The sequence below is a fragment of the Arthrobacter psychrolactophilus genome (assembly GCF_003219795.1).
GTDB classification, from domain to species: domain Bacteria; phylum Actinomycetota; class Actinomycetes; order Actinomycetales; family Micrococcaceae; genus Specibacter; species Specibacter psychrolactophilus.
The window spans coordinates 213,980-227,169 of the sequence record NZ_QJVC01000002.1 but is presented as its reverse complement, the minus strand read 5'-3'; the positions used below and the strand labels follow the sequence as shown (position 1 = coordinate 227,169).

Sequence of the window (13,190 nt, the reverse complement as noted above, 5' to 3'; positions counted from 1 at the left end):
CCTTGTCCCCGCTGGGAAGTACATTGGAAGCTTACGCACAGATCGTCCGTTAAGGAGCTGCCATGACCGTCTTGATGAGTGTTGCCCAATTGCACGAACGCCTAGCGTCCGCCCAGCGCACCGTGCTGCTGGACGTGCGCTGGAAGCTCGGCGATCCCCACGGCCACGAGCACTATGTGGCGGCGCATATCCCGGGTGCTGTCTACGCCGACATGAACACGCAACTCGCCTCCCACGGCCGCCCCGAGGACGGCCGCCATCCGCTGCCCGCCGAGGCTGATTTTGCCGCCACGGTGCGCACCTGGGGCATCAATGCCGGCGACACCGTGGTCATCTACGACGACGCCGGATCCGCCGCGGCTGCCAGGGCCTGGTGGCTTCTGGGGTATGCCGGCCTGGCGAATATTTACCTGCTCGACGGCGGACTAGCAGCCTGGCGCGCCGCCCACCTGCCGCTTGGCGAAGGTGAGGAAGAGAATGAGCCAGGTGACGCCGTCGTACATTTTGGGGCCAAGGCAACCATTGACAGTGACGGGGCTGCCTCGTGGGACGGGATTTTGCTGGACGCGCGGGCAGGGGAGCGGTTCCGGGGCGAGAGCGAGCCGATCGATCCGCGGGCCGGGCACATTCCCGGGGCTAGGAGTGCGCCGACGAGCGAGAACCTGGCCGCGGATGCGCACTTTTTGCCGGCGGAGGAGTTGCGGGCGCGATTTGCGGCGCTGGGCGTTGGACAGGGGGCCGAGGTGGCCGTGTATTGCGGCTCGGGCGTGACGGCGGCGCATCAAATTGCCGCGCTGGAGATTGCCGGGTTCACCGCAGCGCTGTACCCGGGGTCGTGGTCCGCGTGGTCGAATCAGGCGGGGCGGCCGGTCGCGACGGGGCCCGACGGGGATAGGGTTGAAGCATGACGAACGTTAAAGCATATGCAGCAGTATCGGCCACCTCCGGACTTGGTCCGAGCACCGTGGAACGCCGAGAACCCGGCGCCCACGATGTGGCCATCGACATTGAATTTTGCGGGCTGTGCCACTCCGACGTGCACACGATCCGCTCGGAATGGGGCCAGGCCAAATACCCGCTGGTCCCGGGGCACGAAATCGTGGGCGTCGTCAGCCGCGTGGGCGATTCCGTGGAGGGCTTCACCGTTGGCCAGCGCGTTGGCGTGGGCTGCATGGTGGATTCGTGCCGGGAGTGCGAGTCCTGCCTGGAGGGTCTGGAACAGTACTGCGAAGCCGGAAATGTTGGCACCTACGGCGCGGTAGACCGCCGCAACGGGGGCGTTATCACGCAGGGCGGCTACTCACAGTCCATCGTGGTGGATGAAAACTATGTGGTGCACATCCCCGAAGGCATGGACCCGGCCGCTGCCGCGCCATTGCTGTGCGCCGGCATCACCACGTACTCGCCGCTGCGCTACCTGGACGTTCAGGAAGGCGACAAGGTGGGCGTGATTGGCCTGGGCGGATTGGGCCACATGGCCGTCAAGATCGCCAAGGCACTCGGCGCGACCGTCACGGTGTTCACCACCTCGCCGAGCAAGTCCGCCGACGCCGTGGCACTTGGCGCCGATCACGTGGTGATCTCTTCTGATCCCGAGGCGATGGCCGCCGCCAAGGGTAGCTTGAATGCCATCATCGACACGGTCGCCGCCGTGCACGATATTAACGCGTACCTACGCACCCTCGAGCGCGATGGCGCCCTCATCCAGCTGGGTCTGCCCTCCGAGAAGATGCCTCCCGTGGAGCCGGGCCTGCTGATCCGCAAGCGTTTGGCCTACGGCGGATCCGTCATTGGCGGCATCGCCGAGACGCAGGAAATGCTTGATTTCTGCTCCGAGCACGGCTTGCTGTCCGATATTGAAATTGTCTCGGCCACCGAGCTGGATGCCGCCTATGAGCGCATGATCGCGGGCGATGTGAAGTACCGCTTCGTGCTCGACGTGTCCACCCTCTGAGTTTTCTTTTCCCTGTAAGGAGTAATTTCTTGAGCACCCTCTTTAGCAAGATCATCGCCGGCGAGATCCCGGGTCGCTTTGTCTGGAAGGACGAGGACTGCGTTTCTTTCCTGACCATCGGGCCCATCACCGACGGCCACGTCTTGGTGGTTCCGCGCCAGGAAGTAGACAAGTGGACCGACGCAACACCGGAACTCATGGCCAAGCTGACCGCCGTATCCCAGACCATCGGACAGGCTCAGCTGGCCGCCTTTGGTGCGCCCCGCGCTGGCGTGATCGTGGCGGGCTTCGAGGTAGAGCACCTGCACATCCACGTTTTCCCTGCCTACGGCCTGGAAAACTTCAGCTTTGCCGCCGTGGATAACAACCCCGATCCGGCGATTATGGATGCCAACGCCGAGAAACTGCGGGTTGCCCTGCGCGACGCCGGCCATGGAGAATTTGTCCCCGGGAGCTAGCCGTTCGATTTCCGCGCCCGTTGGGCATTCTCGCTATAGTCCGAACTATGGCGAGAATGCCCAACGGGCGCAGTTTTAGTTGGTGGGTGCAAAAGCGGCCCGGAAGATGGCCCGCGCCCTCGCCGCCGCACCCGCACGTTCGGCCTCCGGCGCCTTGGAGAGCATGAGCGCCATCATGGAAATCGAGAGCATGACGTCGGCCGTTTCCACGTGATGGCCAAAGCGTCCGCTGGCTTGATCACGCGCCAGCAGCTCCGCGGCGACCGCCCGCATTCGGGTATCTAAGTGTTCGGCCCGCTCATCGCGCTCGGAAATGATCAGGTCGATGAGTGCCGTGGAGTCGATGACCTGCTCGGCCACGCTGTCGAAAAGATTGGCCAGGGTGGTGTCGCTCCGCGCGGCTAACTCCTCCAGTGCCGTGATGTTCTCATCGAACACGGCAACGGCTAAGGCAATTCTGTCGGGGAAATGGCGGTAGAGGCTGCCCTGTCCCACACCTGCCCGGCGCGCCACCGAGCTCAGCGGCGCCCCTAATCCGGACCCGGCAAAGACCTCCCGGGCGGCCTTGATGAGGGCGGCGCGATTGGCGGGTCCGGCACTTGGTCCAAGGTTTACTTTTGCTTTCGTTGACACAGGGCTAGTCTATAACCGGACAGTGTTGTCCGGTATGGCTGGGGCCTGAGAATGATCCGGTCCCACCGCTGACACACAGGCCAGCTTCCCTACCTCGAAACGGAGACCGTTCTTCCATGAGTAACAACCCCAATAACATCAGCGGCGAATCAAGCATCAACGCATGGTTGGTAGATCCGGCCGCTGGCCCCGTACTGCGTGCCGTCTTGGCGCAGGGCGGCCAGACGGCAGCCGATTTGAACCCCGTCGCCAAGATGTCGCTCAACCGCTTGGTTGAGGTCAGCCAGGGTGCCTTCACCACGGACATGGTGGACGCCATGATCGCTCAGATTGAATCCGGTGACATTCCGGCCGAGGTGGCGCCCGCCGGCGTCGAGCCCGCCGAACCGTCCATAGAGCTGCCGGTGTGGGTTGAGAAGGTCACCACGGGCCGTTTCTCCGGCAAGACCATCATCATCACCGGAGCAGGTTCCGGAATTGGCCGCGCCACGGCGTCCCGTGTGGCTCGCGAGGGTGGTCACGTCATCGCCGTCGATATCTCTGAGGAACGCCTAGCCGACTTTGCCGCGTCGCTGCCTGAGGGCAACATCGTCACCGTTTCCGGCGATATCACCGACGACGCCGCCGTGGCAGCGATTGTTGAGGCCGCGGGGGAGCGTATTGACGGCCTGGCCAACATCGCCGGCATCATGGACAACATGACGCCCATCCACGAGGTTTCCGACGATGTGTGGAACCGCGTCTTCAACATCAACGTCAACGGCACCATGAAGCTCATGCGTGCCGTTGTTCCCACCATGCTCGCGCAGGCACAGGGGTCCATCGTCAACGTCGCCTCCGAGGCTGCCCTGCGTGGCTCGGCTGCCGGTGCGGCCTACACGGCGTCCAAGCACGCCGTCGCGGGTCTGACCAAGAGCAGCGCCTTCATGTACGGCCCCAGCGGTATCCGCGTGAACGCCGTGGCACCGGGTCCGGTCATCACCAACATCGAAGCCCGTTTTGATTCCGAGCTCGGTGCCGGCCGCGTGCGCCGCGCCATGGCAATCCTGCCGGATCCGGTTGAGGGTGACGCTCTTGCCGCTTCCATCACTTTCCTGCTCAGCGACGACGGCGTCAACGTCAACGGCGTCATCCTCCCCTCGGACGGTGGCTGGTCCGCAGCTTAAAGCTGTGCCCGCAATCTGAGTGGCAGTTGTTACCAAAAAATGGCCATTTTTAGCCGTTTTATGGCAACAACTGCCACACAGAATGAGGGGAGTGGGGGCGGCGTTGCGGGAGGGGCTAGGCCATGGCTTTTGCCAGGGCCACCCGGATGCGCTTCTCCGAGACCGAGTAGGCCGTCCCCAGTTCGACGGCGAACAAGCTCACCCGCAGCTCCTCGATCATCCACCGCACATGCTCGATCCCCGCCGTGGAGCGCTGTCCGGGCAGCAGCGCCGCCATGGAATCGTCGTATTCATCTTCCAGACGCTGTACGGCGGCCATCGAGAGCCCATCGCGGTTCACATTCGTCGGCAACTTCTCGAGCCGGCGTTCGATGGCCGTGAGGTAGCGCGGCAGCTGGCTGAGCTGGGCGAAACCGGTCTTGGCCACGAATCCCGGGTAGACGAGCAGCTCGAGCTGTTGCTTGATGTCGTTGAGCGCACTGATCAACGGCAGGCTCGTGGTGCCGCGCAGGGTCTTTTGGATGCGCATATTCGCCGCGAGAATCTTCTCCACCACGGCGGTCACCGAGAACACGGTGTCGATCAGCTCGGCCCGCACCATTTCATACAGCGCGTCGAAGTCCTTCTGGGACCACGGCAGCGCGGCGGGCGTGAGCTTGTCGATCGTGGCCAGGGTGCAATCGGCGATCAACTCGGTGACAGATCCGTGCGGGTTCTGGCTAAAGGTGAGTTTCTCGGTATTGCTCAGGTGATCGAGCACGTAGCGGTCCGGCGACGGCACGCGCAGCGCGAGCAGGCGAATGACGCCGCCGCGCATGGCGGTGTCGGCCGCGTCCTGGCGTTGGAACACGCGAATGCCAGCCGTGGCTCCCTCGTCCACGAGCGCCGGATAGCCGGTCACGGTGTGCCCGCCCACCAACCGCTTGACCTCGCGCGGCAGTGTGCCGAGGTCCCATTCGCGCAGTCCGGAGCGCTCCTGGATGCCACCGCCGGTATCAATGCTCGACGTCGGACCCTTCCCTTGGATGCCGGTGTTCGCCTTCCCGGCGGCGCCACCCTTGGAGTTCTTTCCAGCAGGGGCGGCTAGTGCTGGGCGTCCGGCCTGCGTGGTTTTGGGTGTTGCGCCCAATGACTCCGCGATGGCCCGACGCGTCGCCCCGGCCAGTTGCGCCTGCAGTGCGGCCAGATCCTGGCCTTCCTCGAGCACCTTGCCGTTTTTGTCGACAACGGAGAACGCCATCCGCAGATGCGAGGGCACTGCATCCCAATTCCAGGTACCGGGCGGGATGACGTGGCCCTTAATGCGGCGCAGCGCCAACTCGAGCGAGGCTTCCAAATCATCCACACCGGGATCGAAGTCGGTCGCCAGCGCGGCCGCGGCCTGCTTGGCCACGTCCGGAGCCGGGATGAAGTTCTTACGAATCGCCTTGGGCAGCGACTTGATCAGGGCCGTCACCAGCTCGGCACGCAAGCCCGGAATCTGCCAGCGGAACGGTGCCTGGGACAACTGGTTGAGGAACAACAGCGGAACCTGAGCCGTCACGCCGTCGGACGGGTTAGGCGCAGAACCTGGAGCCGTGGGATGGAACTCATAGGACAGGGGCAGCCGGAACTCGCCCTGGGCCCATTCCTTGGGGAACGCGGCCTCATCGAGCTCCGGCTCCTCGGCCATGACCACCTGGGTGTCAAAGTCGAGCAGGGCGGCGTCCTTGTGGCGGGCGTCCTTCCACCACTTGTCGAAGTGCCTTTCGGAGACCACCTCGGCGCCCACACGCTCGTCGTAAAACTCAAAGAGTGTCTCGTCGTCCACGCGCAGATCGCGCCGGCGCATACGGGTTTCCAGTTCCTCGACCTCGGCCAACAACGCCTGGTTGCGGTGGAAGAACTTATGGTTCGTGTGCCAATCACCCTCCACGAGGGCATGGCGGATGAACAGCTCACGGCTGAGATCTGGATCGATCCGGCCGTAATGGATGCGCCGGTCCGGCACGATCGGCACACCGTACAGCGTGACCTTCTCGTGCGCCATGACGGAGCCCATTTTCTTGGACCAGTGCGGCTCGCTGTACGTGCGCTTGACCAGCTCCGGCGCCACCTGCTCCACCCACAGCGGGTCAAACTTGGCGGCGACGCGGGCCCACAGTCGCGAGGTCTCCACGAGCTCCGCGGACATGACCCAATCGGGCGACTTCTTAAACAGCGCCGAGCCCGGGAACACCATGAACTTGGTGCCACGCGCGCCGGCGTACTCGCGTTTGCGCTGATCGTAGAGCCCAATGTGGCTCAGCAGACCCGTCAGCAGGCTCATGTGGATGGCGTCGTGATTGCCCACGGGGTCAATGTCATTCCCGGAGACCTTGATATCCAGTGACTTCGCCATTTGCTTGAGCTGCGTGAACAGATCCTGCCATTCCCGCACGCGCAGATAGTTGATGAATTCGGCCTTGCACAGGCGCCGGAACGCGCTCGAGGACAGCTCACTTTGCTTGTCCTTGATGTAGCGCCACAGATTCAGGAAGCCGGTGAAGTCCGAGTTCTCGTCCTGGAAACGCTTGTGCTTTTCCGTGGCGAGCTGCTGCTTGTCGGTAGGGCGTTCGCGCGGATCCTGGATGGTGAGCGCGGCGGCGAGCACCATGACCTCCGAGGCCACGCCGCGTTTGGCCGCCTCCACGATCATGCGGCCCAGTCGCGGGTCCACGGGCAGTTGGGAGAGTTGACGTCCGACGCCGGTAATCCCACCTTGGGCGGTCACGGCGCCCAACTCGCGCAGCAGGGTCACACCGTCGGTGATGGCACGCGAATCCGGGGCCTGGACGAACGGGAACTTCGCCACATCTTTGGGCCCCTTGGCCACACCCATGGCCGTCATCTGGAGGATCACGGCGGCCAGGTTGGTGCGCAGGATTTCCGGATCCGTGAATTCGCTGCGAGCGTTGAAGTCCTCCTCCGAGTAGAGGCGGATGCAGATACCGTCGGACACGCGGCCACAACGGCCCGAGCGCTGATTCGCCGAGGCCTGCGAGACCCGCTCAATGGGCAGACGCTGGACCTTGGTGCGGTGCGAATAGCGCGAGATACGCGCGGTGCCGGTGTCAATGACGTACTTGATGCCGGGCACCGTCAGTGAGGTCTCGGCGACGTTCGTGGCCAGCACAATACGCTTGTTGCTGCCCGGGGTGAACACGGCGTGCTGCTCCGCCAACGACAAGCGGGCAAAGAGCGGCAGGATCTGCACACCACGCAGGCGCGGGTTTGTTTTAACCCGGCCGGCCAGGGCATCGGCGGCGTCCCGGATCTCTCGCTCACCGGAGAAGAAGATCAAGATATCCCCGGGAGCCTCCTTGGAGAGTTCATCCACGGCGTCGCACACGGCGTCCAGGGGGTCGCGGTCCTCCTCACTGTTGCCCCCGTCAAGGTGACGGTCCGTGCGGGCGTCGAGTTCGTCGTCGTCCGCGTCCTCACCAGTGGCGGGACCGCTCAGGGGCCGGTACCGGATGTCCACGGGGAAGGTACGCCCGGAGACCTCGATGATGGGCGCCGGGTTCTCGGGGGTGCCGAAGTGCGTGGCAAAACGCTCGGGGTCGATCGTGGCCGAGGTGATGACGATCTTTAGATCCGGGCGCTTGGGCAGAATTTGGCGCAGGTAGCCGAGGATGAAGTCGATGTTGAGGGAGCGCTCGTGGGCCTCGTCGATGATGATGACAGAGTATTTGCGCAGGAGCCGGTCGCGCTGGATTTCCGCGAGCAAGATGCCGTCGGTCATGAGTTTGATCTTGGTTTGCGGGCCCACATGACCGGTGAAACGGACCTGGAAGCCCACCTCTTCGCCGATCTCAACGCCCATTTCGCTGGCGATGCGCTCGGCGACGGTGCGTGCGGCGAGGCGGCGTGGCTGCGTGTGGCCGATCAGGCCCTTCTCGGCGAGCCCCAATTCCACGCACATCTTCGGGATCTGGGTGGTCTTACCCGAGCCCGTTTCGCCGGCGATGATGGTGACCTGGTTGGCGGCGATGGCAGCCATGATGTCCTCGCGGCGCTCCGAGACGGGCAGCGCGGCGGGGTAGGAGATAGTGAAAGTCATGGTGCCATCCAGTTTATGCGGTTATTGGAGCGGACTTGCTTGCGGCGCGAATGGTCAGCGCACCCTTGGCCGCGAGAGCCAACAGTACGACGCCGGCCAGGCCCAGCAGGATACCCACCGTCAAGGCGGCGAGGCCCCAGGTGGGAGACGAACCCAGCAGGCTCTGGCCTGTGAAGGCCGCCGTCGCGCCAAGGTAGGTCAAGAGGGCGCCGCTCGTGAAGGTCACGAGGTGGGCGGCGGAGAGTTCCCGCCAGCGTCGGTCGATGCTTGTCATGCGCGGATCGGGCAGGGACGCCGTTGTGCTGAGGCGACGCAGGGCGAGCAAGGCGGTACCCGTGAGCATCACGACGGCGAGCGCTAGGGGAGCGACGCCCGCCCAGTCGCCGGTTGCCGTGCCGGTGGGCGCCAGCGTGCTGACCACAAGGAATGCCAGGTACGCCAGCAAGATCGCACCCGGCAGGAGGAACTGGCGTTTCTTCACAAGGGGCGGGTCGACGGGGAGCTTTGCCGCGGGCAGTGCCGAGAATAGGAGGAGGCCTCCGCTCCCCGCGAGACCGGCCATGAGTGCCAGGGGGAGCGCAGCCTGGCCCGCGAGCCCAATCGAGACCCGGAGCAGGGCTATAAAGATCACGAGGCTAAAGACCACCCCGGCAATCGTGTGGAGCTGCGCTCGCAGCATGGCCCTGTTGAGATCACTGTCGGTCAGCGGCGCCGGGCCTTTCGATGCCTGCGAGCGCCCCACGGGCAGGGCCAGTGTCGACTTCTTGTTCTCGATCCACGATGCCGTCGCCGTAACCGCCCACGCGAGGGCGGCAAGAATGGCAAGAACGGCAATCAATTTGGTCATAGAAGGAAGTCTGCCACGAATCTCCATGGGTCACGGAGCGTCGCAATGGGTAGGCTCGTGATGGTGGCTTTCACCTTGGCCGCATCGTTTTGAAGGAGAACCCATGACTTTGGCAACGTTCGCGCTCGCAGACCAGCGCTTCCACCTGCGCAAGGCGGGTGAGTCCGACGTCGAACCCATCATTGAGCTGATTGCTCGCGACCAGCTCCGGGCCGCCGTTGAGTCCTCCGCGCCCGAACGACGAGCGCCGTACCTGGCGGCTTTTCACGCTATCGACGCCGATCCAGCCCATCTGCTCAGTGTCGTGGAGAATTCCGAGGGTGCCGTCGTGGCCACGATGCAGCTGACGTTCCTGCCTGGCATGGCGCGAGGTGGGGCCACTCGGTTGCAGATTGAGGCTGTCCGGGTGGCGCAGGAGTTGCGCGGCTTGGGGCTTGGCGGTGCCATGATCACCTGGGCCGTTGATGAAGCTCGACGGCGCGGGGCAGCTTTGGTGCAGCTGACCAGTGACGCTTCTCGTCTGGACGCTCACAGATTCTACGAACGGCTGGGATTCACCCAGTCTCATGCGGGGTTCAAGCTGCAGCTTCCCTGAGTCGGGGTGGGTTCACCTCTGGTGACGCGGCCTGCCGTCCCTGCGCGTTGGTTGATTCCTCCACAGCTAGATCATTCCCCTGAACTGTCCACAGATTTGCCCAGGCGGCTACTTTCCTCTTCTCACGACACAGTTCGAGGTATAGAATTGATGTAGCAGGGAATTATAGAGCATTCGGATGAATATACTAATTATGACGAAGTGCTCCTGGTTCCGCAGGATAGCTTTAGCTCCAAGCGCTAAAGCTGGATATGCAGGCAGGTGATGGGCATGGCGGCACCCGAGTGGTACGGCAGCACTCCTGACACTGCGGCTGCGTCCCGTCTCGCACGGCACAACGACATCGCTGACTCCAGGTTCAGTGGGTTTAGCCATTCCGCCGTTCCGGAGGAGCTATTGCAGCTGAGCTCGGAGATTCTGAGCCTCTGTGGCTCGTACTTTAATCCGATCGTCTTGGCGCATCTTGATGCCGCTCTGGCTCACGAACTCGCGCAACAAGCCCAACAGCAGGTGCAGAAGGCCGACGTGCTTGCCACGGAGGCCATCCAAGAGGGACGTCCAACAGAAGCACTGGAGCATTTGGCTCATCGTCTCGCCACGGCGAAATCGTTTGCCGCGAAGGCAACGTCGCAGGCAGCTCAAGCCAGCGCCGTGATTGAAGCGCTCGGCGGGGCCATCGGCGGCGGTGGCGCGCCGAGCCATGGCTTCGACCCTGCAGTGTTGGACCAAGTGCATGGAGCCGAGTTGATCGACACCATCGCAGCTCTTGAAGAATCAAAGAACGCCATCTGCGCGGTTCAGGCCCAGGCGCAAGCCTTGTTCGTCGCGCAACAGCGGCTAGAGCAAGCACGGGCTGGCGTTGAGAAGGAGAAAATCGGGAAGGGCATTGCCCAACAACTTGCCCTCGCCAGACACGAGTCTCCCTACCGTGGTCGGCAGCTGTGCCAGCTCTCCGAGGTCATAGTGCGGGAAATGCCATGCACTATGAAGGCTTTTACCTTGGGGCAGATCAATGAGTATCGAGCCAGTCAGCTCGTCTCGGAAACTGCCTTCTTGTCATATGAAGATCGTGCAACGGTGGACCAACGCATCTGTGGTGACCCATCCGCCGCCGCACTTCTGGGAACACGCGAGATGTGCGCCAAAGCCAAGAAATTAGCTTATGAGCTGGATCCACAAGCCTTTGTGAAGCGCCACAGCAAAGCCCTGAGTGACCGCTATGTCTCCTTGCGACCAGCGGCCGATGGCATGACGTTCCTGACGGCACTGATTCCACTGAAACAAGGCGTTCGTATCCTTGCGACACTCACCAGAGTGGCCGAGAGTGCCAAGGCAGCCGGCGATGAGCGTGGCAAGGGTCAGATCATGGCCGATTCGCTCATGCATCGGCTCATCAAACACGCACCCTGTGACGAAGGTGCTGGCGAGGTGGGGGACCATCGCGGGCCAGGAACCACCCCAACGCCCGGCTCGGAGTCATCATGGGGCCAGCATCCGCCAGAAGGGAAGCTGTGCACCTCGGTTGATCAGCCGGAGGTTGCCGTGGAGTTGGTCATGACAGATCGAGCACTCTTTGGAGGCGCTCAAGATCCAGCCATCCTCGTAGGCTATGAACCCATCACGGCACCGACAGCACGCTCCATGATTCTCGGCGACCCAGACTCTGGTGATTTCTCGCCCAGGGTATGGCTCAAACGACTTTTCACTCATCCAGAGAACAAGTCTCTGCTATCGATGGACTCCCGGGCACGATTGTTCCCAGATGGCATAAAAGAGTTCCTTCGATTGCAAGACCAACGTTGCCAGACACCATATTGCGATGCACCCATTCGCGAGTATGACCACATCAAGGCCTACGCGGCCGGTGGCGAAACCACGATCGAGAACGGGCAGGGGCTGTGCTCCGATTGCAATAAGGCCAAGGAAGCCCAAGGCTGGATGTCCCAGCGGGTAGATCCAGATACGTTCGGTCCTCCCAGCGTCGTCGTTCGAACACCAACAGGACACAGATACATTTCTACGGCCCCTCCGCTACCCGGGTGAGTTATCGGCTCTTGGCTGATTGAATCAGTCGTTGATACCAGTAGAAGGATTCCTTGGGAGTTCGCTTCTGGCTTGCATAGTCGATGTGGACCAAGCCAAAGCGCTGAGAATATCCAGCAGCCCACTCAAAGTTGTCCATGAGGGACCAGTGGAAGTAGCCGCGGACATCGACACCCGCAGCCATCGCAGCAGCTAAGGCCCGCAGATGAGAATCGGTGTAGGTGACCCGATCAGTATCCGGAACGTGTCCGGCGTCGTTGGGGCCCGTGTTGTAAGCCGCACCGTTCTCAGTGATGACGATAGGCGGCAGCTGATCGCCATAACGGGACTTGATGTTCAGCAGCAACTCGGTCAAGGCCTCCGGAACCACCGGCCAATCAAAGTCGGTCCGAGGATAGCCCTCGATTTCCCGCAACGAGAAAGGCAACGACGCATCTAAGGCATGACCATCCACCAACGCAGCGCCTTCATTCAAGGGAGCGCCCACCAAAGTGGGGTTGTAAGAGTTGATGCCGTACCAGTCGATGGGGGAGGCGATGGTAGCCAGATCAGCGTCGGGCAGAGGCAGCAAGAAGGGAGCCAACGCCTCCGGGTACGCGCCGGTGAGGATGGGGTCGGCGAAGAGCCAGTTCGTCAGATTGTCATAGATCCCGGCAGCTTGCTCATCGTCGGGGGCATCGCTAACAGGCCAGATGACCGAGTGATTATTAGCGATCCCGATGTTGCCCGCACCCGAGGCCCGCAAAGCCTGCACCCCCAGCCCATGCCCGAGCAACAGATGATGTGCCGCCGGCAAAGCCTCAAAACCCAGGGCTAAACCGGGCGCATGAATGCCGGCTCCATAGCCCATGAGGGTGAGCGCGGACGGTTCATTGATCGTGATCCAGCGGGGGATGCGATCGGCAAAATGCTCGCCCAGAAGTGCCGCATAATCGGCAAAGCGTTCGGCCGTATCTCGATTGAGCCAGCCACCGGACTGCTCAAGCTCCAGCGGAGTGTCCCAGTGGAACAGTGTGGGGCTCGGTGCGATGCCAGCCTCGAGGAGCCCGTCCACAAGTTTGTCGTAAAAACCAAGCCCGACGGCGTTCACGGCACCTTGCCCACTGGGCTGCACCCGTGACCAGGAGAAGCTAAAACGATAGGCGTCGACGCCCAGCTCCTTCATGAGCGCGATGTCTTCGTGGTAGCGGTGGAAGTGGTCGCAGGCTACCTCGCCCGTATCCCCATTGCTGATCCGTCCGGGCTCCACCACAAAGGCGTCCCAGCTGGAGGGGCCTCTGCCACCCTCGTTCACGGCACCCTCAATTTGATACGAGGCAGTGGCGACTCCCCACACGAAATCGGCGGGAAAATGCGGGAAATCTGGCGTGTCCATGGCGCCCTTTCGGCCGGTGAGCTGCAGCGAGCTACTTG

10 protein-coding genes are annotated in these 13,190 nt (G+C 62.8%); 6 read left to right on the top strand and 4 right to left on the bottom strand.

Going from position 1 to position 13,190, the window contains the following annotated elements; all coding sequences use genetic code 11:
• The first annotated feature begins 62 nt into the window (after positions 1-62).
• Genes CVS30_RS03390 through CVS30_RS03380 form a run of 3 tightly spaced genes read left to right on the top strand, consistent with a single transcriptional unit; the run spans position 63 to position 2,412 of the window.
• Entirely contained in the window at positions 63-908 is an 846-nt protein-coding gene (locus CVS30_RS03390; protein WP_110483898.1) for a sulfurtransferase, read from the top strand.
• Complete coding sequence (locus tag CVS30_RS03385; protein WP_110483897.1) at positions 905-1,954, top strand: NAD(P)-dependent alcohol dehydrogenase; 1,050 nt, start codon at positions 905-907, stop codon at positions 1,952-1,954. The genes CVS30_RS03390 and CVS30_RS03385 overlap by 4 nt, the downstream gene beginning before the upstream one ends.
• 29 nt (positions 1,955-1,983) lie before the next feature.
• Complete coding sequence (locus tag CVS30_RS03380) at positions 1,984-2,412, top strand: HIT family protein (protein ID WP_110483896.1); 429 nt, start codon at positions 1,984-1,986, stop codon at positions 2,410-2,412.
• Positions 2,413-2,487: 75 nt separating this feature from the next.
• On the opposite strand, the gene CVS30_RS03375 is transcribed toward CVS30_RS03380, so the two are convergent.
• Positions 2,488-3,045: a TetR/AcrR family transcriptional regulator gene (locus tag CVS30_RS03375; RefSeq protein ID WP_110483895.1), complete on the bottom strand. Its 558-nt coding sequence runs from the start codon at positions 3,043-3,045 to the stop codon at positions 2,488-2,490.
• A gap of 116 nt (positions 3,046-3,161) precedes the next feature.
• Between CVS30_RS03375 and CVS30_RS03370 the strand changes: the two genes are divergently transcribed.
• The gene (locus CVS30_RS03370) at positions 3,162-4,211 is read left to right on the top strand and encodes an SDR family NAD(P)-dependent oxidoreductase (RefSeq protein ID WP_110483894.1); all 1,050 of its coding nucleotides are present in this window, start codon (positions 3,162-3,164) and stop codon (positions 4,209-4,211) included.
• A gap of 115 nt (positions 4,212-4,326) precedes the next feature.
• Here CVS30_RS03370 and hrpA read toward each other — a convergent pair whose 3' ends face one another.
• Positions 4,327-8,292 (bottom strand): ATP-dependent RNA helicase HrpA, encoded by a 3,966-nt coding sequence (gene hrpA / locus CVS30_RS03365; protein WP_110483893.1) that lies wholly within the window; start codon positions 8,290-8,292, stop codon positions 4,327-4,329.
• A gap of 13 nt (positions 8,293-8,305) precedes the next feature.
• A complete protein-coding gene (locus tag CVS30_RS03360) occupies positions 8,306-9,139 on the bottom strand; it encodes a hypothetical protein (protein WP_110483892.1) in 834 nt (277 codons plus the stop codon).
• Between the two features lie 103 nt (positions 9,140-9,242).
• Here CVS30_RS03360 and CVS30_RS03355 point away from each other — a divergent pair, with 103 nt between their 5' ends.
• Together CVS30_RS03355 and CVS30_RS03350 are read left to right on the top strand one after the other, a co-directional pair.
• Positions 9,243-9,734 carry a GNAT family N-acetyltransferase gene (locus tag CVS30_RS03355; RefSeq protein WP_110483891.1) on the top strand — a complete coding sequence of 164 codons (492 nt, stop codon included), beginning with the start codon at positions 9,243-9,245 and terminating at the stop codon, positions 9,732-9,734.
• A gap of 270 nt (positions 9,735-10,004) precedes the next feature.
• Positions 10,005-11,777, top strand: coding sequence for an HNH endonuclease (locus CVS30_RS03350; RefSeq protein ID WP_181419677.1), 1,773 nt, complete (start codon positions 10,005-10,007; stop codon positions 11,775-11,777).
• A gap of 1 nt (position 11,778) precedes the next feature.
• On the opposite strand, the gene CVS30_RS03345 is transcribed toward CVS30_RS03350, so the two are convergent.
• Positions 11,779-13,152 (bottom strand): GH1 family beta-glucosidase, encoded by a 1,374-nt coding sequence (locus tag CVS30_RS03345; protein WP_110483889.1) that lies wholly within the window; start codon positions 13,150-13,152, stop codon positions 11,779-11,781.
• Positions 13,153-13,190 lie beyond the last annotated feature (38 nt).